The organism is Lachnoclostridium sp. An14, assembly GCF_002160755.1.
In the GTDB taxonomy this organism is placed as follows: domain Bacteria; phylum Bacillota; class Clostridia; order Lachnospirales; family Lachnospiraceae; genus Lachnoclostridium_A.
Map to the genome: position 1 here is coordinate 52721 of NZ_NFLE01000019.1, position 25972 is coordinate 78692.

Here is a 25972-nt window from a genome sequence, read left to right on the forward strand (position 1 = left end):
AAAGGGAGGCCGTATGAGAGGCAGAAGATTATTAAACGAAAAAGAACGTCAGATGTATCTGGAAGGTCTGAAACGGTATCACAGAAAAGGGATACCCATCTACATTGACGACGAGGAGCTGGAGGAATCGGAATGGAGCCGTATTTTTGAGATCCAGGAGGACGGCAGCTTTTACATGAGCGACTATGTGGGGGCGGAAAGCGGGCAGCTGACGGAGATTCGGTTTGATAAGGTAAAATACAAATGATACAGAGCGTAAAAAGCCGTTATCAGCCTGGCTGTTTTGCGTAAACTCCTGCGGACGCCCGAAGGAAACAGGCCTCCGGGCGTCCGCAATAAAGATGGAACATAAGAGGCAGAGGGGTTCTGCTGTGGGAAAGGGTGCATGAGAGGGGAAAATGCTGTCCAAAGAATCGTGTGTGAGACGGGGAAAGATACGGATCTCTGCGGTTTTCCTTTCTGCGGCCTTTCCCATGGCGGAAAACCGGCTGGAGACTTTAAAAAGTAAAGAAAAATTAATGATTGAACCTCCTTTACCTATGGTATAATGTGAACACTTGGCGAGGTATTTAACGAGCCTAGTGAGAACATATGCCTGTGCCCTTAATGAGGTAGTTCACGAATTTAGTGCACAGGTATAATGTGAACACTTGGCGAGGTATTGACGAGCCTAGTGAGAACATATGCCTGTGCCCTTAATGAGGTATTTAACGAATTTAGTGCACAGGTATAATGTGAACACTTGGCGAGGTACTTAACGAGCCTAGTGAGAACATATGCCTGTGCACTTAATGAGGTAGTTCACGAATTTAGTGCACAGGTATAATGTGAACACTTGGCGAGGTATTTTCGCCAGCGTTATTTGCGGAGAAGATATTGACAAGCGCATACTATTTTTGAAGGAGGAACGGATGAAACGAGCAGCCAGAGCCGTATTTACGGTTATCATTGTCCTGATTCTCGCTGCCGCTGCGGTGGCAGGTGTCTGGATCGGGAGAAAATACATACCGTCCAAGGAGACGGCGGACATCTCGGAGCTGTTTCCGGCCCAGGGGAACCGGGTGTCCATTGTGTGGAACGACGAGGTGCAGGAGGAGGAAGGGATCTATGAGGAAAACCAGATCTATCTGCCCCTGGAATGGGTAAACGATCATATTAATGAGAGATTTTACTGGGACAGCGGGGAGAAACTGCTGGTTTACGCCCTGCCGGATACCATTGTCTACGCGGACGAGGAGACCATGGGGAATAACGGCCATCTGCTTTTGGTAAAGGAGGATGGGGTGTATCTATCCGCCGGTCTGGTTTCCAACTATACGAACATCCGGACCGTGTATTTTGACAGCCCTGCCGTCCACCAGAAGACAGAGGATGAAAAGGCGGCCCGGCGTATCTTTATCGACAGCGAGTGGGAGGAGCAGCAGGCCGCGGTGAGAGGAAAAGGCGCTCTCCGGGAGAAAGGCGGCGTGAAAAGCCCTGTGATCACTGAGGTGGCCTCTGGAACCGGTGTGAAGATTTTAGAGGAGATGGACAACTGGTCCTATGTGCGCACGGAGACGGGATTTATGGGCTATATTCAGAACTGGAGGCTGAAGGACAGGCAGAGCGTGGTCATGGACAGTGCCTTCCAGCCGCCGGTTTACGAGAGCCAGTCCATCGGCGAGCCGGTGCGCCTGGTATGGCATCAGGTGACCAATCAGACGGCCAACGGAAAGTTTGACGAGATGTTTGCCGGTGTGGAGGGCGTCAATGTGGTGGCCCCCACCTGGTTTGCCCTCACGGACAACGAGGGCAATTTCGACTCCCTGGCCAGCGCCGAGTATGTCCGCAAGGCCCATGACAAGGGACTTCAGGTCTGGGCGCTGCTGGACAATTTCAGTGGAAATGTGCAGACGGAGGTTCTGCTTTCCTCTACCTCCACCAGGAAGAAACTCATTGAGAATCTGATGGAGGAGGTGCTCCGGTACGGCATCGACGGGCTGAATCTGGATTTTGAGAGCCTGAAACCGGAGGCGGGAGTCCATTACATCCAGTTTATCCGGGAACTGTCCATTTCCTGCCGGAAGAACGGGATCATTTTGTCAGTGGACAATTACGTGCCCAGCGCCTATACGGAGTTTTACAACCGCAAAGAACAGGGCGTGGTGGCGGATTACGTGATCGTCATGTGCTACGACGAGCACTACGCGGGCGGAGAGATGGGGACGGTTTCCTCCCTGTCTTATGTAAAGAATGGGCTGGAGAATACCATGAAAGTGGTTCCAGAAGAAAAGGTAGTGGGTGCGCTCCCGTTTTATACCAGGATCTGGACGGTAAAAGACGGGGAGACCACGTCCAAGGCGGTGGGAATGACAGCAGCCCAGGAATGGATCGAAGAAAACCATGTGAGCCTGGAATGGCTGGAGGAAGAAGGCCAGTATTACGGAGAGCTGGAAGGCGAGGACGGCAGCGTTCAGTACATCTGGATGGAGGACGCGAAGTCTCTGGCCTTAAAGTCGGAGGCCGTGGAGGAGAGCGGAGCTGGCGGCACGGCGTTCTGGAAACTGGGCTTTGAGCCGGATACCATCTGGGATGTGGTGGCTCCATGAGAAAGGGACGGAAATGGGGCTGTGCCCTGAGTCTGGCGGCGGTGCTGGCCCTGGCGGCGGCGCTGGGCGGCTGTTCTCCCAGGGAGGAGACTGGCGGCAGCGAGGCGGTGACGGTGGAGGAAGTGACAATCCCGCCGGAAACCTTTCCGCCAGCGGAAACGGAGACGGTGGAGGTCCCGCCAGAGACGGAAACAGAAATGGAGGAGCGGGAACCGGGCTTTGAGAAACGGATCATTCTGGGTTCCGACATTCACTATCTGTCCCCTGATTTGACGGATTACGGAGAGGCGTTTCAGTATGATGTGGACCACGGGGACGGGCGCCTGGTCACCTACATTGATCAGATTACAGACGCGTTTCTGGAGGAAGTGGTGGAAAACGCTCCGGATGTGCTGATTCTCTGCGGAGATCTGAGCACTAATGGAGAGCGGAAAAGCCATCTGGAATTCGCGGAAAAGCTGCGCCGGGTGGAGGACGCCGGGATTCCGGTGGTGGTGATACCCGGAAACCACGACATCAATAATCACCACGCCTGCGGCTATCGGGGAAGTGAAAAGTATCCGGTGGAACGGACTTCTCCGGAGGATTTCCGGGAGATTTACCGGGAATTTGGATACGACGAGGCGGTGAGTGAGGATGAGACAACGCTCAGCTACGTCTACCAGCTGGATCCCATGACCAGACTGCTCATGCTGGACACCTGTCAGTACCGCCAAGGCTATGCCCAGGTGGGAGGGGCGATTCTCACGGAGACCTATGACTGGATTGAGGAGCAGCTGGAGGCGGCCTGGGAGGAAGGGATGAATGTGATCCCGGTGGCCCACCACAATCTGCTGGAGGAGAGCGAGGTTTATACCGTGGACTGCACCATTGAGCACAGCGAACAGCTGGTGGAAATCCTGGCGGCCTGGAATATCAACATTTTTCTCAGCGGCCACCTTCACGTGCAGCACTGGATGGAGGAGGAAGACAACAATCTCTACGAGATCGTCACCAGCTCCATGACTACGCCGGACTGCCGGTACGGGTTTCTCACGTACAGGGATGACTGCAGCTTTTCTTATCATACGAAGGAGCTGGATGTGGAAGGCTGGGCCAGGAAGAACGGCCGGACGGAGGAGGAACTGCTCCATTTCAACGATTTCCGGGAACCGTTTCTGGAGCAGGTGTTTAAAAATGACGCTTACGGTGTTTTGCAGCACATGGAGGAGATCACAGAGGAGGAACGGCTGCTCATGTGCGATTATTACGCGCGCCTGAATTATAAATATTATCAGGGAAAGGCGGTGGAAATCCGGGAGGATGCCCTGGTGGATGAGGCGTATGCCCTCTGGGATTCCAAGGGATATATCACGGTCCTTCGGGATTACGTGGTTTCCATATTAAATGACGCGGACAGAGATTATAACAGATTGGAAGTAGAATAATAGCCGCAGGCGGGCGCTGGACGGCGTGGGGATTGACCACGGCCGTTTCCGGCGCCTTTTTTGTCGCGGGAAACGGCGCTCCTTATGACACAAAGCTACCGGCGGAGGCGTGTTTCGCGCAGGCGAAGATAGCCGCGACGCAGCCGCGCCGTCCCGGCGCGCGCGTGCTCTGTGGCGCACGTTTTTTCCACGTCTTTTTGGTGCGCTGAAAGGGGAGGCTGGGGAATCTGGCGGATCCGGTTCTAAGGGGCGGCAGCGGCGGCATAGAATATTTACGGAAGGGGTGATCGCTTGTCTAATTATAGGAGACTGATTTCATATATCTACGCGTATGAAGGCGCTGTAAAAGGGAAAAATATCGGTTTCGCGAAACTGGAGGCCAGAAACGGGCAGTGCAGAATCAGCGTCAGTGTAAAAAAGGTTTACGTAGGAGGAAACGATTTGGGAGTTTATCTGCTGTCCGCAGGCGGGGAAATCCTCCTGGGAAAGATCTTTATCCGCTCCGGTGCCGGGGAATTTCGCACTGCGGTCAAGGTGGACAATGTGGAGGAGAGCGGGAAAACTCTGGACAGCTGCTATGGCCTGACCATCCACGATGTGCAGGACAGCTGGCGGGCCTACACTACCATCTGGGATGACGCTGTTGCCCAGGACTCGGAGGATACGGTGGCCTATGCGGCGGAGATTGAGCTGGCGGGGGTGACCTCCGAAAACCTGCGCAGAGAAGGAAAGCAGGAGGAAAGGGAAAACGAAGGAGGCAGGGCTGTCACACCGTTTCAGCTGCTGCAGGCTCCGCCGCCGCAGATTACGGCGGATTTTGAGAGCTCCGGGGCCATTGTTCCCGCTGGGAGGATGGAGCCGGATGCTTTGTCTGGAGGGGAAAGCGGCGCAGATGGCTCTGCCGGAGAAATGAGCCGGGAGGAATCGCTGGAAACGGGAGCGGCCGGAGCGAGGGAAACGGTCAGAGCTGCCAGGACGGCGGAAATGGCCGGAACCGGTGAACTAGTTTCAGAGAAAAATGATGTGGAACGGCCGTGGGAGAGTGGCCGGCAGACGGAAGGCCAGGCTCCGGAACGGTGGGGATTTGGAGAAAATGGGCGGGAAGGAACAAACGGCGCGGAAACGCCGGGGCAGATAGGAAAAGATTCTCCCGTATCCAGATATATGTCGGGAACGGGCTCCGTCCGTGAGGAAATCAGCCGTTTTCGCGGCACCGGCCCCCGTGCCGGTTTTCCCAGGTGGAGAGGCGGTATGCCGGGAGGAACGGGAATGGGGATGTCCAGCCGTCCAGGAGCGGCCGGAGGAACCTGGACGGGAACGGTCGGAACGGCGGAGCGGGAAAACGCAGGCTCCGGTTCCGGAACGGCAGTGGAAATGAGAGGCGCCGGGGGAGCAGGAACGGCAGGAGCCGTGGCAGCGGAACCGGCTGGCGGTGGAGCGTCCAGCCCTTCCGCCAGAGCGATTTTGTGGAACGCAGCTACCGGAATGATGAGAAACCGGCGGGAAACAGCTGCTGTCCAGAACCCAAACCGCCAGGCGTGGATGCCGTTGGAGCTGTCGGCGGGAATGCCCTGTGTACAGCCGGAGCCGCCTATGCCCGCGCCGGGGATAGGGCCAACGATGCCGATGCCGGGGACGCAGCCAGAACTGCCGCCGCAGTGGCCGGGAGCGCAGCCGGAAATACCGTCGCCGCAGCCAGGGAACCAGCAGGAACTTCAGCCGCCGCCGGGAGCGCAGCCGGAACTGCCGTCACAGCAGCCAGGGAACCAGCCGGAACTCCAACCGCCGCAGTGGCCGGGGGCGCAGCCAGAACTACCGTCGCCGCAGCCGGAAACAGGACCGGAATTTCCCCTTCCATCACCGGAATTTCAGCCGGAAATGCCGTCCCTGCAGCTGGAGATGCCCCAACCACCCAGACGGACAATATTTGTGCCGCCGTCAGCCCCGCCAGCTCCTCCGGAACTCCAGCCAGCCGCCGCGGCTGCGGGAGAAACTGCCGCCCCAAACATGGCAAATCCCGGCATAACCGCCGCCGGTTCAGCCGGTTTGGCGGAAATCGCGGAAAATCAAAATCCGGGGATCGGAATTTTCGGAATGCCAGGAACTTCTGGAACGCCCGAAACCCCAGCGGTTTCAGGCCCGGCCGTTTCAGCCGGAACCTCCGCCTCCCGGGAGACGCCGGAAGTTCCCATTTCCCCTCAGCCGGCCCAGGAAGTTTCCCTTCCTGACGAGCCGGAGGAAGACCCGGAGAGCGGGGCGTCCTTAGACCCGGAGATAAGCGCCGAGGCAGTGTGGAGCAGTTTTCGGAAACAATACCCGAAAATCGACGCGTTCGACTACGAAAACGGCTGTGAAATTCTAAAAATCCGCCCCCAGGACATCGGCCTTCTCCCCCGGGAAAACTGGACCTACGGAAATAACAGCTTTCTTCTCCACGGATACTACAATTACCGTTGCCTGATCCTGGTGCGCTTAAATAACCCGGGCGGCCGCGCCCGTTTCCTCTTAGGCGTGCCCGGCCACTATTTCAGCAACGAAAAATACATGGCCTCCATGTTTGGGTTTCCCCATTTCGTGCTGTCAAAAAAACAGCCGTTGGAAAACGGCCGTTTTGGCTACTGGTACACCGACGTACGGCTGGGCCAGTGATGTTTCATGCCGCGCCGGAACGCGGCCGTCCCGCCGGCCATTTTCTCTGCGGGAGCGCCTTTCCGCCGGAAATGATTCCGGCCAGCCGTCAGTAATCTACGCCCCGCAGGCAGACTTCCCCTACATAAGGCCGGACGATGTCCGCGAAGGCCAGCAGCTCCTCCCTGCGAAAGCCGGAGAAACCAGGGAACAGGACGCGGTCCGATTCCACGTAATTCTGGATGAAATACCGCTCCGCTCCCTGGAGCCAGCGGCCAATGGCCTCAAAATCCTCCTCCGTGTGCAGCCCCTTTACGGCAGTGGTGCGGAATTCGTAAGGCACGCCGCAGGAGCGGACAAAGGAAATGCTCTCAGAAATGGTGTCGGTGTTAATATTCGGCACCCCGGCCACCATTCCGTAATTTTCCGGGCTGGATTTGATGTCCATGGCGATGTAGTCCAGCAGCCCTTCGGAGCAAAGCCGTTTTACCACGTCGGGACGATAGCCGTTGGTATCCAGTTTCACCAGAAGGCCAAGCTCCCGGATGCGCCGGATGAGAATTTCCAGATCGGGAGACAGGGTCGGCTCGCCGCCGGTGATGCAGACGCCCTCTAGCAGGGATGCCCGGCGTTTCAGCACGTCTAAAACCTCATCCATGGTACACTGTTCCTCGGCGTCCTCTGTCAGCAGCTCCGCGTTGTGGCAGAAGGGGCACCGGAAATTGCAGAGCCCTAAAAATATGGTCGCGGCCACGTGGCCGGGATAGTCCAGCAAAGTTGTTTTCTGAAATCCGCAAATCTTCATTTTTCCGTCCAATCTTTCTCTTTTTTTGATTTTCCTATATAATGATACCAGAGTCAAAAGATTGGAAATCCGATGCAAGCTTGCTTGCAAGAGAGTTTTCGACCTTAGGACCTCAACATCATATAATAGCATCAGATATATCATAACATCAAAGCCGGGCCATTTCCATAGCCGGGAGAGAAAATCCCCGGCTGTAGCGGAAATGTCCGCCCGGCAAATTCCAATGAACAGGAGAAATCATCGCCATGGTGAAAATCGCGTTGTCACCCGAAGAAAAATATATGAAGGAAGCCATTCGTCAGGCGAGAAAGGCGGAGGCGCTGGGGGAGGTGCCCATCGGCTGCGTGATCGAATATGAGGGAAAGATCATCGGCCGCGGCTATAACCGCCGCATGACCGACAAAACCACTCTGGCCCACGCGGAAATTGCCGCCATAAAAAAAGCGTGCCGCGCCATGGGAGACTGGCGGCTGGAGGGCTGCACCATGTATGTGACCCTGGAACCGTGCCCCATGTGCGCCGGAGCCATCGTCCAGGCCCGGATTCCCAAGGTGGTCATCGGCTGCATGAACCCCAAAGCCGGCTGCGCTGGATCTGTCGTAGACCTGCTCCACCAGGACGGATTTAACCACCAGGTAGAAACGGAGGTAGGTGTGATGGGCGAGGAGTGTTCCAGAATGTTGAAGGAGTTTTTTCGGGAGCTGCGGAGGAAAGGGAAAAAGAAATAGGCAGGATGGGAAATGCGCCTTGACATAATGGAATTTTCCTGTATATTAAAAGTAAGACGTATATAACGATACAGATGATATGGGAGGGCGATTCATGAGAGAGAATGTCGTTGTGCCGTTATACCAACAGATCAAGGAGGACATCAAGGCTGCGATCCAGAGCGGAAAGTATCAGCCGAAGGAGAAGATTCCTCCGGAGCCGGAACTGAGCGCGGAGTATTCTGTCAGCCGGATTACGGTCAGGCGGGCGGTGGAAGAACTTTGTACGGAAGGGTATCTGGTAAAACTTCAGGGGCGGGGAACATTTGTGAGCACGCCGCGGATTCACCGGAAGATCATGGAAAGCAGCGTTCCGAAAAGTTTTACAAACACGTGTCGGGATCATGGAATGACAGCGGGAGCCCGTTTGCTGCAGCGGCAGATCGTGCCGGTGCGCCAGGATGAGCAGGAATTTTTTGGCCTGGGGCCGGATGCGCTGCTGGTTTATATTCAGAGACTGAGGACGGCGGACGGGCAGCCGATTTTCCTGGAAAATCTGTTTCTGCCTTATGAACAGTACCGGTCTTTAATGACGGCGGATCTGACGGACTGTTCTCTGTTTGAAACCATAGCGGGGATTTCCGGGCACAGTCCGTCGGGTACGACCTACCGGACGCTGGAGATCACCCGGGCCAATGCGGAACAGGCTCAGAGGCTGGGGGTTCCGCTGGGAGAACCGCTGTTTTATTTGAATGTTCATTTTGTAGACGAATGCGGCGCGCCGCTTTGCATCGGGCGCCAGTATTATATTGGCAGCAGATATATGTTTGAATTGTGAGAAAGGCAGGGCAGCCGGTTTTGGCAGGCCCTGTCTTTTTTGTACCATGGGAAACGGTGTTGCCCCATGATGAAAAAGTCACCGCCGGGATGCGCGCTCCGTTTTCTGCTATAGGAAACCGCGTTTCCTATGCCGCAAAAGCCACCGTCAGAATGAGCGCTCTGCATTCATTCTCCCTTCTTGAAAGCCACGGTCAATGCAAATCAAAATTTCCTAGTCAAAATATCTAAAAATTACAGGTTCAATTTATCCAATTCCCACAAAAACATATTTTTTGCTGTAATATTCTTGACAGACTTCGGAAATCTGTTATAGTAATTATAACGACTATGACGTCTATAACGATAATGACGATACAGATGTCAAAAAGAAATTAAGAAAAAGGAGGGGTAATACAAATGAACCGGATCATTTTAGCATCCCATGGGGGAATGTCAGCGGGAATGAAGGATACGGTGGAGATGATTCTGGGCGAACTGCCGAATCTCTATGCGGTGGCAACCACCAGAGATGAAACGGAGAGTATTCTGGAGACGGTCAGACGGCTGCTGGCCGGGTTTGCTCCGGAAGATCGGGTGTACATACTCACGGATGTGCTGGGAGGCAGCGTCAATAACCATATGCTTATGCTGCTACGTGAGCGGCCCGATCTGACGATTATCTGCGGTATGAATATCTGTCTGGCTATTAACCTTGCCACATCGGACGGGCCGGTGAGTGAGGAGGAGCTGAAAGAATTTATCGCTCAGGCCAGAGAGCAGATCATGAACTGCACGGAACTTGTAAACGAGGCAGATATGGATGAGGAGGACGACTTATGATTAAGCTGGTGAGACTGGATTACCGTTTGCTGCATGGCCAGGTGGTGTTTGCGTGGACTTCCTACGTGGGGGCGCAGAGGATTATTGTAGTGGACGACGAGGCCGCTACGGATGAACTGAAAAAATCCGCTCTTTCCTTAAGTAAGCCCACAGGCGTAAGGTTAAACATTTTCACCCTCAAAACGGCTCTTGCGAAAATGCCGAAGGTGGAGACATTAAACGAAAACATCATGATGATTTTTGGGAATACGGCCACCCTCCGGGCATTCTGTGAGGCCTATCCCAAGATCAAAGAGATCAACTACGGCGGTTTGGCAAACAAGGCTGGGGCGAAACAGTTTGCAGGCGCCATTTTCATGACAGAGGAGGAGCAGGCGGACACCCGCAGGCTGCTGGAAATGGGAATTAAGCTGTATATGCAGCAGACTCCCAGTTATAAAAAAGAGGTGCTGGAAAATATCTGATTCCAGATCCCGGATTTGGGAAACCGGGATACCCTCAGCAATTACAAAAAGGACATGACCGCTGACGCGGTCATCGCAAATCATGAAAGCCAGATGGCTCCACGCCTGCGGCGTTCCCGCCATCTGCCGACGGTATTCGAAATCCGGGCTGCCGCCCTGCTTTCTCATACCGTCTTGCCCGTCTGATGCCGATATATCTGTGCGCGCGAGCACGCCCATCTATATCGCCGCCATCCGGGGCTTTCAGAGTAAAAGGAGGAAATAAGAAATGTTTGTTACATCCCTCATCCTCGGACTCATCGGCGTTCTCTGCATTCTGGATTCCAGGCTGCTGGGGCGTCTGAATCTGGAGCGTCCGCTGATCACAGCTACCCTGGTGGGACTGGTTCTGGGAGATCTGCCCGCCGGACTGGCCATGGGAGCCACGCTGGAGCTGATCAGCCTGGGTATTGTAAACATAGGAGCGGCCGCGCCGCCTGACATGAATATGGCGGCGATCATTTCCACGGCATTCGCGATCCTGACGGGAGCCAGCGCGGAGACGGCCCTGACCATTGCCATTCCCATCGCGGTGCTGGGACAGATGATTGGTGTGCTGATGCGCACGGTTCTGGCGAATTTAACCCATGCGGCAGACCGCGCCATCGAGGCCGGAAACTTCGGGCGGGCCCGGAGTATGCACATCGTCTGGGGCACGCTGCTGTATGCGCTGATGTATTTTGTCCCCATCTTCCTGGCGGTTTTTGTAGGTACGGATTTTGTACAGAAACTGGTGGAGGTGATCCCGGCGTGGCTGACCGATGGCCTGAACCTGGGAGCCAAATTCCTCACCGCTTACGGTATCGCCCTTCTGCTTTCCACCATGCTCAACAGGGATCTGACCGCATACTTCCTGTTAGGCTTTTTCATGGTAGGCTATCTGGGGCTTAACATTACGGCAATCGCCATTTTTGCCTGCATCCTGGCTTTCATCATCAGCAAGAACGGGAGCAGGGGAGGAAACAGTGCAGGCGGAGAATCCAGCGACGATTACGACCCGCTGGAGGACGACGATGATCCGCTGGAAGCGTAAAAGGAGGGAACGATATGAGCAGTACAAAGGGTTCTAAGAAAGAGTGCAGCAGCTTTCAGAGATACTGGCAGTTTTTCTGGCGCTCCTGGGCGATCCAGGCGTCGTGGAACTACGAGCGGCAGATGAACATGGGATTTTTATACGGCATTGCGCCGACCATTGACCGGCTGTATCCCGATGAAAACGATCCGGAGCAGCTGGCACATAAAAAAGAGGCGTATGAACGGCATATGGCATTTTATAACTGCACGCCGCAGACCAGCGCGTTTGTGCTGGGGCTGTCCGCCTCCATGGAGGAACAGTATGCCGCAGACCGGGAAAATTTCAATCCGGAAACGATCAACGCGGTAAAAACATCCTTAATGGGCCCCCTGTCCGGTGTCGGCGATTCCTTCTTTCAGGGAACGGTCCGCGTCATCGCCTTTGGCCTGGGCATTTCCCTGGCGCAGCAGGGCAGCATTTTAGGCCCCATCCTGGCAATGGTAATTTCCTTTGTGCCGTCCTGGTTTGTGACCTGGTTCGGCGGCAAGTTGGGCTATACCATGGGCAGCAAATACCTTTCCAAACTTCAGACCGGAAACCTGATGGACCAGCTCATGCAGGTCTGCGGAATCGTAGGCTTGATGGTGGTGGGCGCCATGGTTGCCAGTATGGTAGGGATCACGACCCCGCTGGTGTTTGAAAGTACAGGGTTGGTGCTGCAGGATATTGTGGACAGCATTCTTCCGCAGGCGATTTCCCTTGGGGCGACTATGCTCATGTATTGGATGATTAAAAAGAAATTTAAGACCAGCTGGCTGCTGCTCATCTGTATTCTGGGCGGCATATTACTGAATGTTGTGGGTATTTTGGCGTAATCCGGTGAGGAAACCGGTTTGCATATTAAGTAAAAAAGGATTCAGGAGGTAACATATGTATAACATTGATTTAAGCGTACCGAAACAGATTGTAGCAGACATTCTCAGCAAGAAAACCGTGGAAAATGTAGTGTTTGTAGGCTGCGGCGCATCCAAGTCCGAGCTTTACCCGGCCAAGTATTTCCTGGCAAACGCCAGCAAAAAGCTGCGCGTCGCCCATTACACCGCCAATGAGTTCAATTACGACACTCCGGATTGGCTGGGGGAGACCACAGTGGTGATCACCGCGTCCCTGGGCGGCAGCACCCCTGAGACTGTAAAAGCCAATTCTGTGGCCAAGGCAGCGGGAGCGACGGTAGTCAGCGTCACCCACGCCGCAGGTTCCGCCCTGACAAAAGAGGCAGATTACTCTATCGTACACGGTTTTGAGGCAAACTACGCGGCAAAGCTGGAAAAAATGGGCTATGTAATGGCTCTTGCCCTGGAAATCCTTCAGCAGACGGAAGGTTATGAGAAATATGACAAGATGGTAGAAGGCTTTGAGAATATTTTCGAGCTGGCGGAAACTTCCGCTCAGGCCGCCCGCAAGGCCGCGAAAGAGTTCGCGGAGGCGTACAAAGACGCTCCCGTCGTCTATGTGATGTCCAGCGGCGCCAGCGCCGAGGTGGCTTACTCCACATCCATCTGCCTGATGATGGAAATGCAGTGGATCAACTCCGGTAGTTTCCACGCCGGCGAGTTTTTCCACGGACCGTTTGAGATTGTGGACAAGAATGTGCCCTTTATCCTGCTGATGAACGATGGAAAGACGAGAGCCATTGATTCCCGCGCCCTGACGTTCTTAGAGCGGTTCGATGCTCTGACTACGGTGGTGGACGCCAAGGACTACGGCCTTACCTCTGCGGTGAGCAGCGACGTGGCCACCTATTTCAACCCCCTGCTGCACACTGCGGTGTTCCGGGTATTCGCGGAGGAGCTTTCCTATATCCGTCAGCATCCCCTGACAAAGCGCCGCTATATGTGGAAACTGGAGTATTGATCGAAAAAAGTGTTTGAAACGCGGGAGGAGCCTGGGATGAAAAAAGGGATCATCTTTGATATGGACGGCGTGCTGGCCGATACGGAATATTTTTATCAGCAGAGACGGGAGGCGTATCTTCGGGAAAAGGGATTTGTCCGCCGGGAGAATACGGATTTTACCGGCTCTAACGAAAAGGCGATCTGGGAAACGCTGGTGCCGGATGATCCCTGTCTCAGGGAGAAGATGATGCTGGAGTACCGGGAATACCGGGCCCATCATCCGGAACCCTATGAAAAGCTGGTGGATCCTTTGGTAAAGCCGCTGTTTGAGGAGTTAAAACGGCGGGGGCTAAAGGTGGCGATCGCTTCCTCCTCCGAGCCGGCGGCCATTCAGGCGATGATAAACGCGGCGGATGTGGGCGGACTGGTGGATTTTGTCATCAGCGGGACAGAATGCCTGGCCCATAAACCGGCCCCGGAGATCTACGAGAAAGCGCTGGCGGCGCTGGGGTTAAAATCCGGAGAGGCGGCAGCGGTGGAGGACTCTCCCACAGGCATCGCCTCCGCGAAAGGGGCGGGGCTGACGGTGTACGCGTTAAAGCCGCGCCATGGGGAACATCTGGATCAGTCCGCCGCCGATGAGATATTAACACAGCTTACGGAACTGCTGGAATTCCTGTAGGGAGACGGGGGCTACAGACACGGGCCGTTTGTAAAAATTTAATAAGTTTCAAAAGTGGGGAACGGGGGCGGAAAACGGGAAGAACCCTGAAAACTCCCGTCCTCCCACCTTGACAAACCCCCCGCAACCGTTTATACTAAACAAGCTGGCAGACATTTTGCCGGCACAGCGAGATTGTCATAAAGTTTCCGTGCAGCCGGGGAGATAGCGGTGCCCTGTACCTGCAATCCGCTCTAGCAGGGGTGATGTCCTGTCCCGGACATTTTACTGCAGAGCTGCCTTTCGTAAGCGGCGATGACGTTTGGGTCTTGCGCAATAGGAATTCATGAACCGTGTCAGGGCAGGAATGCAGCAGCACTAAGTGAAACCTCCTATGTGCCGCAAGGCAGCCTGGACTGAGCTGGCTGCGGGAGTAACGTCTGTGGTGGATGTACAAAACAGGACGCACGGATTAAAAATAATATTTGACAGATAAGAATGTCCGGAGCAGAGAGATCTGCGGCCGGATATTTTTTCGTTCAATTCTCATTTTCAGAGCTTTAGCTCCCATTTCATAGAACCCTTCTAATATAAAACTATAAGCCCTCTATTTCTTTCAAATTCTTTAATTATCCCGCCCGCTCTTTATATATTTCCAATATAAGCTATAATAAAGAAAAACGCGAACCCCCAGACCCCTCGCCTCGCCCTCAAACCGCAAGGAGGTATCCGATGCCAAATACAACAAACACAAATTCCCCCAGACCCCGCCTATTCCGCTGGGAGGACCCATACGACCTATCCGGCAGCAGCGCCCTTTTCCTGGAGGCAGTCCGGGAAAATGTGAGCTGGCACGCCAGCCGCTGCCCCCGCTACGCCCGAATTCTGGAACGGGAAAATTTTTCGCCCCGGATGATCAAAGGGGAAGAAGATCTCTGGAAAATTCCCGTGATCCCCACCCTTTACATCAAGAGAAACCGTCTCTATTCCATCCCCAAAAACCAGGTGCGTCATACCGCCGTCTCCTCCGGCACCGGGGGAGTGCGGAGCCGGGTGATTTACGATTTCTCCTCCCTGGCCTGCGGCGCGGCCATGGTAAAAACCGTTCTCAGCTATCACGGGATCTTCTCTCCGGTGCCCTGCCGCTACCTGGTCATGGGCTACGAGCCCTACGCCGGAGTGGAAACGGGAACCGTCCAGACGGCCTTCGGCGCCACCTTCGCGGCCCCGGCGGCCAGCCGCACTTACGCTTTGAAACGGGACGAAGACGGAGAATACCGCCTCAACCGGGACGGCCTTCGCCGGGAACTGTCCCGACTGATAAAAGAAGAACAGACGGAATCCCCCTTCCGCCTGCCTCTGCGGATTGTAGGCTTTCCGTCCTATATCTTTTTCCTGGCGTCAGAGCTTGATAAACGGGGCATCCGCCTGTCTCTGCCGCCGTCCTCCTGCGTGCTCATGAGCGGCGGCTGGAAAACCTTCTGGCGGCAGGAAATTGGCAGAGACGAGCTCTACCATCTGGTGGAGCGGGTGTTCGGCATCCCGTCCGCCCGGGTGTTTGAGTTTTTCAGCGCGGTGGAGCACAACATCCTCTACCGCTGCTGCAAAGAGGGCCATTTCCACGTGCCGGTGTACAGCCGGGTGATCGTGCGAAATCCCGATACCTTAGAACCAGTTCCCGACGGCGAACCGGGGATTTTGAGCTTTGTGACGCCCCTTATGACGGGAATGCCTCTGGTGAGCGTCATGACCGACGATCTGGCTGTCATGGGGCGGCCGAAACCGGGAAAAACCTGCGCCTGTGGCTGTTCCACCCCTTATTTTAAGCTCCTGGGCCGTGCCGGCGCCAGACAGCTGGTTACCTGCGCCGCCGGGGCGGCGGAAAAGCTGAAGGAGGCTGTGAATGAATCATTCTAACTGGAAATCAGAACTATTAAATACCCTTGAGACAGAGCGCCTGCTCCCAAGGGAGGTCATCTCCGCCTGCGGCCGCGTGGGAGAGGAGTTAAAACGGGCGGAAATCCGTAGCCGCCTCATCTCCCTGCTGACCTTGGGCGGCCTGTCGGAGCGGGAGGCGGCAAACCGCCTGGAACAGGCCGAAAAAATGCTGCGCCCGGAGAGCCTGGAGCGGCTTATGGCCCTGGAATTTGGCCCCGGCTGGGAATCGGAATTTTCCCCCGGCCTGGCAGAAGGCCGCCTGTTTTCGGAGAGCGATCGCCGTTATGTGCAGAAATGGCGGCCCCTGGGCGTCATTTTCCATATCGGGGCGGGAAATATGGACGGAATTTCCGGATTTTCCGCCCTGGAGGGCCTGCTTACGGGAAATATAAACCTGGTCAAGCTGCCGGGAACCGGTGATCCCGTCTCTGCCTGGCTGGCCGAAGAACTGATCCGCCTGGAACCAAAACTAAGCTGTTTCCTGTACCTGTTTCCCATCCGCTCCGACGACCGGAAGGCCATGGAGGAGCTGGCTGCCGCCGCGGATGCCGTGGTGGTCTGGGGCGGGGACGAGGCGGTGCGCGCCGTCCGGCAAAGCGTCTCCCCCGGCACGAAAATAGTGGAATGGGGCGACCGTTTAAGCTTTGCCTACCTGCCCGCGGCATCCATAAACGGGGAGCTGGATCAATCCCTTCGCCTTCTCGCCCGCCACATAGCCGGCACCGACCAGCTGCTGTGCAGCTCCTGCCAGGGAATCTTCGTGGACACGGAAAAAGGCGGAACGCTCCTGGAGGTGGGCCGCCGTTTTTTAAAAGCCCTGGAAACGGAATATGCCGCCCGCGCCCCCAAAACTCTGGAGGAGAGAAAGCGGCAGGCGGCCATCGCCCTGGAACTGCGCACCGGGGAGCTGGAATCCCTCCATGAGCGGAAACGGATCCTGCGGGGTCGCCATTGCAGCGTCACCGTTTACGGAGACAGCCGCTTAGAGCCCTCTCTCCAATACGGAAACTGCTGGATTCGCCCCCTCCCCGCCTCCAGCATCGTCAGCGGACTGCGCCCTTATAAAGGAAAGCTCCAGACCGTGTCCGTCCTGGGCATACAAAACCTGGAGGAGAGCGCGGCCAGCCGTCTGGAGGAGCGATTGCTTGCCGCCGGGGCTGTCCGCCTCACCTCTCCAGCCCACTTATCCGTGAGCTACGAAGGCGAACCCCACGACGGTGAGTTCTCCATGAGACGGTATGCCAAGCGGGTTTCCGTGCAGATTCCGTAAGAAATTTTCCCTTGCCCCCCATTTCCCTTTGTATTATAATTACAAAATGGGTATACTATAACTATTTTCGCCGGAGCGAAAAGGAAAGGGTGTGTTGAGATGAAAAGGGTTGGAATGCTTACAAGCGGCGGCGACTGCCAGGCGCTGAACGCCACTATGCGAGGAGTCGCGAAAGGGCTGTATAATTATTACCATGACGAAGTGGAGATCATCGGCTTTGAGGATGGCTACAGAGGTTTGATCTATGCCGATTACCGCCAGATGAAACCGAGAGATTTTTCCGGTATTCTCACCAGGGGCGGCACCATTTTAGGAACCTCCAGACAGCCGTTCAAGCTGATGCGCACGCCGGATGAGAATGGCCTGGACAAGGTAGAGGCCATGAAACAGACCTACCGCAAATTAAAACTGGACTGCCTGGTAGTCCTTGGCGGAAACGGGAGCCAGAAAACGGCCAACCTCTTAAGAGAGGAAGGCTTAAACGTGGTATCTCTCCCCAAGACCATTGACAATGACCTCTGGGGCACCGACATGACTTTCGGTTTCCAGAGCGCCGTAAATATCGCAACCAACGCCATCGACTGCATCCACACCACCGCAGCCAGCCATGGCCGTGTATTCATTGTAGAGATCATGGGACACAAAGTAGGCTGGCTCACCCTTTACGCCGGCGTTGCAGGCGGGGCGGACATCATTCTTCTCCCGGAGATCCCCTACGACATCGACGTCGTGGTAAAGGCGTTAAAGGCCAGACAGAAGAAAGGCAAACGGTTCTCCATCGTAGCCGTGGCCGAGGGCGCCATTTCCAAGGAGGACGCGAAACTCACGAAAAAAGAGCTGAAGGAGAAGAAAAAATCCGGTCTGATCTATCCGTCTGTGGCCTACGAGATCGGGGCCAAGATCACGGAGCAGACGGGCCAGGAGGTCCGTGTCACCGTCCCGGGCCATATGCAGAGAGGCGGCGAGCCCTGTCCTTACGACAGAGCTTTATCCAGCCGCATGGGCGCTTACGCCGCCGTGCTGATCCAGAAGGAGGAGTACGGCTACATGGTAGCGATGAAGAACAACGAGCTGACCAAAGTGCCCCTTGAGGAAGTGGCTGGAAAATTAAAGACGGTAGACCCGAAATGTCCCATGATCGCGGAGGCCAGGACCTTGGGCATCTGCTTTGGGGACAAGTAAAGACAGAAGGGATTTTCTATGTCATACACAGCACTGTATCGAAAATGGCGGCCCACCACGTTTGACGACGTCAAGGGCCAGGACCATATCGTACAGACATTACAGAATCAGATCACATCACAGAGAATCGGACACGCTTACCTGTTCTGCGGGACCCGCGGAACAGGTAAGACCAGTATCGCGAAAATATTTGCACGGGCTGTCAACTGTGAGCATCCACAGGACGGGAGCCCGTGCAATGAGTGTCCGACCTGCCGCGGGATCCTGTCCGGCTCCTCCTTAAACGTGGTGGAAATCGACGCCGCCTCCAATAACGGCGTGGAAAACATCCGCGAAATCAGGGAGCAGGTCCAGTATCCCCCGACGGAAGGAAAATACCGGGTTTATATTATTGACGAGGTGCATATGCTCTCCACAGGCGCGTTCAACGCCCTGTTAAAAACTCTGGAGGAGCCGCCGTCCTACGTCATTTTCATTTTGGCTACCACCGAGGTGCACAAAATCCCCATCACCGTGCTCTCCCGGTGCCAGAGATATGACTTTAAGCGGATCTCCATCCCCACTCTGGTGGCCCGTCTGAAGGAGCTGACGGACGCGGAGGGGATCCAGGTGGAGGAAAAAGCCCTCTCTTACATCGCGAAGGCGGCGGACGGCTCCATGCGTGACGCCTTAAGCCTTTTAGATCAGTGCGTGGCCTTCCACTACGGAAAGCTCCTCACCTATGACAATGTGCTGGAGGTGCTGGGGGCCGTGGACACCACTGTGTTCAGCAGCCTGTTCCGGGCTGTGGTCCAAAAGGACACCAAAGCCTGCATTTATCAGCTGGAGGACCTGGTAAACCAGGGCCGGGAGCTGGGGCAGTTTGTCAATGATTTTATCTGGTATATGAGAAACCTCCTTCTGCTGGGCACGGCAGATGACGCGGAGACGATTCTGGAAATGTCAGAGGACAACATCAGGCTGATGAAGGAGGAGGCCGCCCTGGAGGATCCGGAGACGCTTATGCGCTATATCCGGGTATTTTCCGAGCTGTCCAACCAGATTCGCTACGGCAGCCAGAAACGGGTGCTGGTGGAGCTGGCCTTTATCAAGCTGACAAAACCGGCGATGGAGCATAATTTGGATTCTATCCTGCAGCGTATTCAGGACATAGAGGACAGGCTGGAGGATGGAAGCTTTGCCGCGGCCGGCGGAGGTTTCGGACCTGCCGGATTTCCGGCATCCGCCCCGCCGGGAACCGGAGGCGGCGGGACGGCCCAGGCTCCGGGAAACCCGGGGACTGCCGGGATGAGTCCCGGCGGCCAGCCAGCGTCTGTTTCCGGCGTTCCCACCGGGAACCAGCCGCCTGCGGGCGCATCCGCGGCTCCCGTCCAGACGCCCCCCCGCCAGGTAGAGCTGCCTCCAGGGCAGTTAGAGGATTTAAACCTGGTGAGAAATGAGTGGGGCAAAATCATCCGGGAGATCGGCGGCTCCGTCCGCTCCAATTTCCGCAATACGGTAGTGGAGCCAAGCGGGGAAAGCTGCCTGTGCATTGTATTCACCTCGCCGGACGCGTACTACATCGGCAACCGCCCCACCACATTGGGCGAAATCGAACGCCACGTGGAGGCGGCCTACGGAAAGACCATTTATTTTAAAACAAGGCTGGCAGGAGCCGGCGAGCGGTTTGACACCATTTACGTCAGCCGCCGGGAAATGGAAGAAAAGATACACACAAATATTGAAGAAGAAGATTTTTAGGAGGTAACACCATGGCAAAACGTGGCGGTTTTCCAGGCGGAATGCCTGGCAATATGACAAATCTCATGAAACAGGCGCAGAGAATGCAGCGTCAGATGGAGGAGACGACGAAGGAGCTGGAGTCTAAGGAATATACGGCCCAGGCCGGCGGCGGAGCCGTTTCCGTCACCGTTTCCGGCAAAAAAGAAGTCGTTGCCGTAAAGCTGTCCGAGGAGGTTGTGGATCCGGAGGACATCGAGATGCTGGAGGATCTGATCGTAGCGGCTACCAATGAGGCGCTCCGTCAGGTAGACGAGGCGTCCGGAGAGGCCATGTCCAAGCTCACTGGCGGCCTGGGCGGTCTGGGCGGAGGTTTCCCGTTCTGATATGGATTACTACGGCAGTCAGATAACAAAACTGATCGAGGAGCTGTCCAAGCTCCCCGGAGTGGGCGCGAAGTCCGCTCAGCGCCTTGCGTTCCACATCATTAATATGCCGGTAGAGCAGGTGCAGAGCCTGTCCGACGCCCTCATAAAAGCCAGGACGGGGGTGCGGTACTGTAAGGAGTGTTTCACCCTTACAGACAAGGAGCTTTGCCCCATCTGCAGCAGCGACAGGAGAAACCACAGAGTCATCATGGTGGTGGAAAATACCAGAGACCTAGCCGCCTACGAAAAGACAGGAAAGTACGAGGGCGTTTACCACGTCCTGCACGGAGCCATTTCCCCCATGCTGGGGATCGGCCCCAATGACATCAAGCTGAAGGAACTGATGCAGCGGCTCCAGGGAGATGTGGATGAGGTGATCATTGCCACTAATTCCAGCCTGGAGGGGGAAACGACAGCCATGTATATCAGCAAGCTGATCAAGCCAACGGGGATCAAGGTTACCAGGATCGCCAGCGGAGTGCCGGTTGGAGGCGATTTGGAATACATAGACGAGGTTACCCTTCTGCGGGCCCTGGAGGGCAGAACAGAGCTGTAGCCGAGAAGTTAAGCAGTAGGAGAAGCGAAGATGGATAAACGCGAGTTTAACATAAAGGTTGAACAGATAAAGAAACGGATCAACGAAGGAGATTACAAAACCGCGATGAAGATCGCGGACGCCATTGACTGGAGGCGGGTGCGCAGCACCAATCTTCTGTCTATGGTGGCGCAGATCTATGAGAAGAATGAGGAGTACGGCGAGGCCAAAAACATCCTGCTTTTGGCGTTCGAGCGGGCTCCTGCCGGCAAACGCCTGCTCTACAAGCTCACCGATCTGGCTCTGAAGGAGAATAACATTGAGGAGGCCGAGGACTACTACCGGGAGTTCTGCAACCTGGCGTCGGAGGATTCCAGGCAGCACCTGCTCCGCTACATGATTCTGCGGGCCAAGGGGGCACCTGCCGAGCAGCTGGTACACTCCCTGGAGCAGTACACCTCCGAGGAGCTGGACGAGAAATGGATGTACGAGCTGGCAGTGCTTTACCACCAGTTAGGCCGCGGAAACGACTGCGTGCGCCTCTGCGACAAGATCATGGTGATGTTCGGCATCGGAAAATACGTGGATAAGGCCATGGAGCTGAAACTCCAGTACGCCCCCCTCACTTCCTATCAGAGAGATCTGGTGGAAAACCGTGATAAATACGAGGCCAGACTGCGGGCCGTAGAGCGGGGATACATGGACAATGGTCCGGTGATCGGCGACTACCCCACTCCAGGCCCGGGCGCTTACGGAACGGTTGCGGATATGTCCCAGCCCTACCCCCAGGAAAACTACGGCGGCCCGGTGATTGAGGAGGAGGTGCCTCAGGATTACAGACAGCCGGAGTATCGCTCAGAGGAAGATATGATTTACCAGAACGGCAGGGAACAGGCCGCCTATCAGACGGCTGCCGCCGAGGCCGAGTACGAGGCTGCGAAGGCAGCTTATCAGGAGGATCCCAGAGGGATTTACGAGGAGGCGCCAAGGGCCTACAGTTACCGGGATGAACAGGAGAGAGCGTATCAGGAGACGGCTGCCGCCTATGGCGAAGGCTACGCGCAGCAGCCAGCCCCCGCTTTCCAGCCGGATATTCCCCAGGATTCCTTCTCTCAGACCGCGTCTCAGGAGGAACCCGTTTACCAGGAGCCTCAGACGCGAACCGCCCCTGCTTTCCAGGGGACGCCCGCCCAGACGGAGGTTTCCTCGGCTGCGCCCGGCCCGGAATTTGTTTCCCCGGCGACCCAGGGCCATCCGGAGACTGCCGTTTCCGGAGATCAGGCCCCATCCGCGCCCGCCCCGTCCATCGACCAGGTGCTGGAGGCAAAGATGAGAGAGGCAGAGGCCCAGGAAAACCTGGCAAGAGAGATGGCTAAGATCGCTCCCGGCGAGGAGCCGGAGGCGGGCAGTCTGGCCCGCACCAAGGTGCTCCGCGACATCCGCGAGGTGATGCCGGGCATGACGCCGGCCCCCCATCCGGAAGAAACAAAGCCGGCAGAGCCGGAAATTCCCGCGCCCGCCGCGGCTCCGGTGCCTGTCTACGCTCCGGAGCCGGAGGATGAAAATGCTCCGGTGGTGCAGCGGGTGATTCCCCAGCCGGAGGAAATCCTTCCCGAGGCGGAGCCGGAAACCGGGGATGACGAAAGCGAGCCGGGCAGAGAGACCAACCATCTGATGATTGAGGCATCCACCCCGGAGCGAGGCCTGGAAATGGCTTTGTCCGCCCTGCGCCAGATTCACAGAGAGCTGGGCACAAAGCACCCCATAGCAAAAATTTCCGGTTTCAAACTGGATAAAAAGGGCATCATGTCCGTAGCCCCCCAGCTGGTGGGCCGGGATTTGGTGGTAGAAGGAGCGGGAGATCTTTCCAAAACCGTTCTGGACGAGTTAAACGAGTTCATGGAGCAGGATCAGAACGGCACGGTGGTTGTGCTGATTGATACACCGGAGCGGATGGAAACGCTCCACCGGCAGAATCCGGAGCTGGCCTGCAAATTTGAGTGTATCGGCGCCGGACAGGAGCCTGACGCCGCGGAAATCGCCAGCGTGGAGGCCGCCATCCGCCAGCAGGCGGAAAAAGAGGCGGAGATTGCCCGTGCCGAAGCTGCCCGCAAAGCGGCTGAGGAGGCCCGCGCCAGAGAGGCCGCCCGCCTTGCGGCCGCGGAAAAAGCCCGTGCGGAGGAACAGGCCCGCCAGGCAGCCGCGGAGAAAGTCCGCGCGGAGGAGCAGGCCCGCCTTGCAGCCGCGGAGAAAGCCCGCGCGGAGGAGCAGGCCCACCTTGCGGCCGCGGAGAAAGCCCGCGCCGAGGAACAAGCCCGCCGCGAAGCGGAAGAACGCGCCCGCGCTGAGGAAGAACAGGCCCGTCTCGCCGCGGAGGAGGCCGCTTACCGTCTCCAGGCAGAGCTCTTTGGCGAGGAGCCGGAAGATGAGGAAGAAGACGAGTACATTTCCGGTGAGGATCCAGCCGCGTACGAGGACGCTTACTATGAGGATGAAAGCGGCGACGGCTACGAGGACGAGGCCGGCGAGGAGCAGGAGGAGGAAATGGACATTGACGAGTTTGCCCAGTACGCCTGCAAATACGCCGCCGACATCGACTGCAGCATCACCGGAAAGAGTATGCTTGCCCTCTACGAGCGAATCGAGATCATGGAGGAGGAAGGAATCCCCCTTACCAAACGGAATGCCGAGGATCTTATTGAGGAAGCAGCTGACAAGGCAGACAAGCCCTCTTTGGGAAAACGGATTGCCAACCTCTTTTCCTCCAAGTATGACAAAAACGGATTATTAATATTAAAGGAAGAACACTTCATTGATTAAGAATAAGATTAAGTTAATCGCGTTGGATTTAGACGGTACATTGTTAAACGACGACAAATGCCTTCCGGAGGAAAACCGGAGGGCATTGGACGAGTGCATTGAGCGGGGCGTTTACATTGTCCCCACTACCGGCCGCACCCTGGAAGGCGTCCCGAAGGAGATCAAGGGAATCCCGGGCGTCCGTTACGCCATCACGGTAAACGGCGGCCGGATCATGGATCAGGAGGAAGGCCGGGTGATTGATAGCCGCCTTCTGGAGCCGGAGCAGGCCCTGAAGATCATTGACATCGCCATGGAATACCCTGTGATGTACGACGCCTATATCAATGGCCGCGGTGTCTGCGAACAGCGTTTTCTGGACCATCTGGAGGAGTACGGCATCACCGGAGCCGGAAAAGCATTTATAAAATCCGTCCGCGACGCCTACCCCAGCATCCGCGACCACGTAGCCGCCACCGGGGAGAAGATCGAGAAACTGAATATTTTCTTCAAAGACCTATCCTGCCGTGAGGAAGTCCGGGAGAGAATGAACGCCCTCGGTTTCACAGTAGTCAGCTCCTCCATGTACAATAACCTGGAAATAAACGCCAAAGGAGCCACAAAGGGCGAGGGTATCTTGCGCCTTGCCGCCCATCTGGGACTTTCCAGGGAGGAGACCATGGCCTTTGGAGACGGAGAAAATGACATTACCATGATTGAGGAGGCCGGACTTGGGGTAGCCATGGGAAACGCCGGGGATTTCCTCAAAGAGCGGGCGGACTATGTGACCCTGACCAATTCTGAAAACGGTGTCGCCTACGCCATCCGCAAATTTGTGCTTGGAAGTGAGACATGAAGGAATTTTTGACCCAATACTGGCTGTCTGTACTGATAGCAGTATATTTGGTGGGAATGACGCTGTACGGCCACTACCGCGGCTTTATACGCCAGGCAGTGTCCATCGTGGCCCTGGTGATGTCCATCGCGGCCGTAAACCTTGCGTCCCCCTACGTGAAGGATTTTCTGCTCCAGAGCGAGATTGTCCAGTCCGCAGTGCGTTCCGGCATTGAATCCGTCCTGGAAAACGGAGTCAGCCTAGTTCCGGAGCAGGAAGAACAGCCCTCCGCCCAGCGCAGCTACATCGAAAGCCTGGAACTGCCGGAGCAGCTAAAAGGCATCCTGATCGAAAATAATAACAACGAGGTATATGAGCTGCTGGGAGTAGACCGTTTCACCGACTATCTTGTTTCCTATATTATGGAAATGATTGTGAGCGCCATCAGCTACGTGGTGGTATTTCTGGCGGTGTTCATTCTGCTCCACCTGCTCATGCGCTGGCTGGATCTCATGGCCCGCCTGCCGATCTTATCCGGCATCAACCAGATCGCCGGAGCGGTGCTGGGCCTGTCCCAGGCCCTGATTTTCATCTGGCTTGCCAGCGTGGTGCTGACGATTTTCGCTACTACCTCCTGGGGAAAGGCAGTTTTTGACCAAATTGAGGCCAGCGCGTTCCTCACCTTTCTCTACAGGAACAATCTATTAGCAAAACTTGCTATCAGTATTTTGCACGGTTTATAAATAAATTGTGTGTAAAATGTAAACAATTTACAGAAAAAACAGGACAGAAGGGAGAAATCACCTTTGTCCTGTTTTTTTCTTCCATCCACAAAATATAGATAAAATCAAGAAAAATTAGCACATCTAGTGTTTTGCCTCATTCCGGAAAAATTGTTTAAAAAAAAGCTACAAATTCCCTTGACAAGATTAGCCATAAAGTGGTATAGTATGTTCACACGTGAGGAACACGTGAGAGAGGAAAGAACCTCTTAAAAAACTTCAAAAAAGCTGTTGACAAAGCAAACGAGTTATGATAAAATCAATAACCGCTGCGAAAAACGACAGCGCTGAGGAATGAAAAACTTCCTCAAAAAAAATAAAAAAGTTGTTGACAAAGCGAACGACTTGTGATAACATAAGAGAGTTGCTGCTGAGACAACAACAAAGCAAAGAACCTTGATAATTGAAGATTAAACAGTATGTAAAACCCTGAAAATTCTTAAAAACAAAAGGCTGTTTCGGCCTTGGGTTTAGAGAAAATTCAGAACGAAACCAAGTAAATGAAGGTTTAACAACAATAGCCAAGCTAAAGTTTTGAACCGATCAAATCTTAAACATGAGAGTTTGATCCTGGCTCAGGATGAACGCTGGCGGCG

Annotated in this window: 22 protein-coding genes and 1 other RNA gene; 22 read left to right on the forward strand and 1 reads right to left on the reverse strand. The window is 55.5% G+C overall.

Translation table 11 applies throughout. From position 1 onward, the window contains the following. Positions 1-13: 13 nt before the first annotated feature. From B5E84_RS11845 to B5E84_RS21085, 4 genes are all read left to right on the forward strand, one after another. A complete protein-coding gene (locus tag B5E84_RS11845; protein WP_087222992.1) occupies positions 14-247 on the forward strand; it encodes a hypothetical protein in 234 nt (77 codons plus the stop codon). A gap of 664 nt (positions 248-911) precedes the next feature. Then, the gene (locus B5E84_RS11850; RefSeq protein WP_087222994.1) at positions 912-2588 is read left to right on the forward strand and encodes a glycosyl hydrolase family 18 protein; all 1677 of its coding nucleotides are present in this window, start codon (positions 912-914) and stop codon (positions 2586-2588) included. Beyond that, positions 2585-4015, forward strand: a complete 1431-nt coding sequence (locus B5E84_RS11855) for a metallophosphoesterase (protein ID WP_087222996.1) — start codon at positions 2585-2587, stop codon at positions 4013-4015. Before B5E84_RS11850 ends, B5E84_RS11855 begins: the two co-directional genes overlap by 4 nt. 291 nt (positions 4016-4306) lie before the next feature. Next, positions 4307-6664: a DUF6128 domain-containing protein gene (locus B5E84_RS21085; RefSeq protein WP_242963357.1), complete on the forward strand. Its 2358-nt coding sequence runs from the start codon at positions 4307-4309 to the stop codon at positions 6662-6664. An 88-nt stretch (positions 6665-6752) separates the two neighbouring features. Here the strand turns inward: B5E84_RS21085 and B5E84_RS11865 are convergent, their stop codons facing one another. Next, positions 6753-7448 (reverse strand): anaerobic ribonucleoside-triphosphate reductase activating protein, encoded by a 696-nt coding sequence (locus tag B5E84_RS11865; protein ID WP_087223033.1) that lies wholly within the window; start codon positions 7446-7448, stop codon positions 6753-6755. Positions 7449-7693: 245 nt separating this feature from the next. Between B5E84_RS11865 and tadA the strand changes: the two genes are divergently transcribed. The 18 genes from tadA to B5E84_RS11955 all read left to right on the forward strand — a co-directional run bounded on the left by tadA (position 7694) and on the right by B5E84_RS11955 (position 25337). Beyond that, positions 7694-8176 (forward strand): tRNA adenosine(34) deaminase TadA, encoded by a 483-nt coding sequence (gene tadA, locus B5E84_RS11870; RefSeq protein ID WP_330374238.1) that lies wholly within the window; start codon positions 7694-7696, stop codon positions 8174-8176. Between the two features lie 94 nt (positions 8177-8270). Further along, positions 8271-8993 carry a GntR family transcriptional regulator gene (locus B5E84_RS11875; protein WP_087222998.1) on the forward strand — a complete coding sequence of 241 codons (723 nt, stop codon included), beginning with the start codon at positions 8271-8273 and terminating at the stop codon, positions 8991-8993. A gap of 398 nt (positions 8994-9391) precedes the next feature. Continuing rightward, a complete protein-coding gene (locus tag B5E84_RS11880; RefSeq protein WP_087223001.1) occupies positions 9392-9814 on the forward strand; it encodes a PTS sugar transporter subunit IIA in 423 nt (140 codons plus the stop codon). Further along, positions 9811-10278 carry a PTS sugar transporter subunit IIB gene (locus tag B5E84_RS11885; protein WP_087223003.1) on the forward strand — a complete coding sequence of 156 codons (468 nt, stop codon included), beginning with the start codon at positions 9811-9813 and terminating at the stop codon, positions 10276-10278. The genes B5E84_RS11880 and B5E84_RS11885 overlap by 4 nt, the downstream gene beginning before the upstream one ends. Positions 10279-10546: 268 nt before the next feature. Next, positions 10547-11350, forward strand: coding sequence for a PTS mannose/fructose/sorbose/N-acetylgalactosamine transporter subunit IIC (locus B5E84_RS11890; RefSeq protein WP_087223005.1), 804 nt, complete (start codon positions 10547-10549; stop codon positions 11348-11350). A 14-nt stretch (positions 11351-11364) separates the two neighbouring features. Beyond that, positions 11365-12207, forward strand: coding sequence for a PTS system mannose/fructose/sorbose family transporter subunit IID (locus B5E84_RS11895; protein WP_087223007.1), 843 nt, complete (start codon positions 11365-11367; stop codon positions 12205-12207). Positions 12208-12262: 55 nt separating this feature from the next. Further along, complete coding sequence (locus B5E84_RS11900) at positions 12263-13246, forward strand: SIS domain-containing protein (RefSeq protein WP_087223009.1); 984 nt, start codon at positions 12263-12265, stop codon at positions 13244-13246. A gap of 36 nt (positions 13247-13282) precedes the next feature. Next, a complete protein-coding gene (locus B5E84_RS11905; RefSeq protein WP_087223011.1) occupies positions 13283-13909 on the forward strand; it encodes an HAD family hydrolase in 627 nt (208 codons plus the stop codon). A gap of 188 nt (positions 13910-14097) precedes the next feature. Next, an RNA gene (gene ffs / locus B5E84_RS11910) (signal recognition particle sRNA large type) lies at positions 14098-14359 on the forward strand. A 261-nt stretch (positions 14360-14620) separates the two neighbouring features. Continuing rightward, positions 14621-15805 (forward strand): LuxE/PaaK family acyltransferase, encoded by a 1185-nt coding sequence (locus B5E84_RS11915; protein WP_087223013.1) that lies wholly within the window; start codon positions 14621-14623, stop codon positions 15803-15805. Then, complete coding sequence (locus B5E84_RS11920; RefSeq protein ID WP_087223015.1) at positions 15792-17096, forward strand: acyl-CoA reductase; 1305 nt, start codon at positions 15792-15794, stop codon at positions 17094-17096. Before B5E84_RS11915 ends, B5E84_RS11920 begins: the two co-directional genes overlap by 14 nt. 99 nt (positions 17097-17195) lie before the next feature. Further along, positions 17196-18278: a 6-phosphofructokinase gene (locus B5E84_RS11925; protein WP_087223017.1), complete on the forward strand. Its 1083-nt coding sequence runs from the start codon at positions 17196-17198 to the stop codon at positions 18276-18278. A gap of 18 nt (positions 18279-18296) precedes the next feature. Then, positions 18297-20018: a DNA polymerase III subunit gamma/tau gene (gene dnaX, locus B5E84_RS11930; protein WP_087223019.1), complete on the forward strand. Its 1722-nt coding sequence runs from the start codon at positions 18297-18299 to the stop codon at positions 20016-20018. 11 nt (positions 20019-20029) lie between these two features. Beyond that, positions 20030-20383: a YbaB/EbfC family nucleoid-associated protein gene (locus B5E84_RS11935; protein ID WP_087223021.1), complete on the forward strand. Its 354-nt coding sequence runs from the start codon at positions 20030-20032 to the stop codon at positions 20381-20383. A gap of 1 nt (position 20384) precedes the next feature. Beyond that, positions 20385-20981 carry a recombination mediator RecR gene (gene recR / locus B5E84_RS11940; protein ID WP_087223023.1) on the forward strand — a complete coding sequence of 199 codons (597 nt, stop codon included), beginning with the start codon at positions 20385-20387 and terminating at the stop codon, positions 20979-20981. A 30-nt stretch (positions 20982-21011) separates the two neighbouring features. Next, positions 21012-23780: a hypothetical protein gene (locus B5E84_RS11945; RefSeq protein ID WP_087223025.1), complete on the forward strand. Its 2769-nt coding sequence runs from the start codon at positions 21012-21014 to the stop codon at positions 23778-23780. Next, positions 23773-24615, forward strand: coding sequence for a Cof-type HAD-IIB family hydrolase (locus tag B5E84_RS11950; protein WP_242963358.1), 843 nt, complete (start codon positions 23773-23775; stop codon positions 24613-24615). The genes B5E84_RS11945 and B5E84_RS11950 overlap by 8 nt, the downstream gene beginning before the upstream one ends. Then, positions 24612-25337 (forward strand): CvpA family protein, encoded by a 726-nt coding sequence (locus B5E84_RS11955; RefSeq protein ID WP_087223027.1) that lies wholly within the window; start codon positions 24612-24614, stop codon positions 25335-25337. The genes B5E84_RS11950 and B5E84_RS11955 overlap by 4 nt, the downstream gene beginning before the upstream one ends. Positions 25338-25972 lie beyond the last annotated feature (635 nt).

Coding starts and splice junctions, on each gene's coding strand:
- dnaX (WP_087223019.1), top strand. CDS start 18,297: ATGTCATACACAGCACTGTATCGAAAATGGCGGCCCACCACGTTTGAC.
- B5E84_RS11920 (WP_087223015.1), top strand. CDS start 15,792: ATGAATCATTCTAACTGGAAATCAGAACTATTAAATACCCTTGAGACA.
- B5E84_RS11945 (WP_087223025.1), top strand. CDS start 21,012: ATGGATAAACGCGAGTTTAACATAAAGGTTGAACAGATAAAGAAACGG.
- B5E84_RS11845 (WP_087222992.1), top strand. CDS start 14: ATGAGAGGCAGAAGATTATTAAACGAAAAAGAACGTCAGATGTATCTG.
- B5E84_RS11900 (WP_087223009.1), top strand. CDS start 12,263: ATGTATAACATTGATTTAAGCGTACCGAAACAGATTGTAGCAGACATT.
- B5E84_RS11885 (WP_087223003.1), top strand. CDS start 9,811: ATGATTAAGCTGGTGAGACTGGATTACCGTTTGCTGCATGGCCAGGTG.
- B5E84_RS11875 (WP_087222998.1), top strand. CDS start 8,271: ATGAGAGAGAATGTCGTTGTGCCGTTATACCAACAGATCAAGGAGGAC.
- B5E84_RS11855 (WP_087222996.1), top strand. CDS start 2,585: ATGAGAAAGGGACGGAAATGGGGCTGTGCCCTGAGTCTGGCGGCGGTG.
- B5E84_RS11890 (WP_087223005.1), top strand. CDS start 10,547: ATGTTTGTTACATCCCTCATCCTCGGACTCATCGGCGTTCTCTGCATT.
- B5E84_RS11865 (WP_087223033.1), bottom strand. CDS start 7,448: ATGAAGATTTGCGGATTTCAGAAAACAACTTTGCTGGACTATCCCGGC.
- B5E84_RS11935 (WP_087223021.1), top strand. CDS start 20,030: ATGGCAAAACGTGGCGGTTTTCCAGGCGGAATGCCTGGCAATATGACA.
- B5E84_RS11905 (WP_087223011.1), top strand. CDS start 13,283: ATGAAAAAAGGGATCATCTTTGATATGGACGGCGTGCTGGCCGATACG.
- B5E84_RS11880 (WP_087223001.1), top strand. CDS start 9,392: ATGAACCGGATCATTTTAGCATCCCATGGGGGAATGTCAGCGGGAATG.
- B5E84_RS11895 (WP_087223007.1), top strand. CDS start 11,365: ATGAGCAGTACAAAGGGTTCTAAGAAAGAGTGCAGCAGCTTTCAGAGA.
- B5E84_RS11850 (WP_087222994.1), top strand. CDS start 912: ATGAAACGAGCAGCCAGAGCCGTATTTACGGTTATCATTGTCCTGATT.
- tadA (WP_330374238.1), top strand. CDS start 7,694: ATGGTGAAAATCGCGTTGTCACCCGAAGAAAAATATATGAAGGAAGCC.
- B5E84_RS11955 (WP_087223027.1), top strand. CDS start 24,612: ATGAAGGAATTTTTGACCCAATACTGGCTGTCTGTACTGATAGCAGTA.
- B5E84_RS11915 (WP_087223013.1), top strand. CDS start 14,621: ATGCCAAATACAACAAACACAAATTCCCCCAGACCCCGCCTATTCCGC.
- B5E84_RS11925 (WP_087223017.1), top strand. CDS start 17,196: ATGAAAAGGGTTGGAATGCTTACAAGCGGCGGCGACTGCCAGGCGCTG.
- recR (WP_087223023.1), top strand. CDS start 20,385: ATGGATTACTACGGCAGTCAGATAACAAAACTGATCGAGGAGCTGTCC.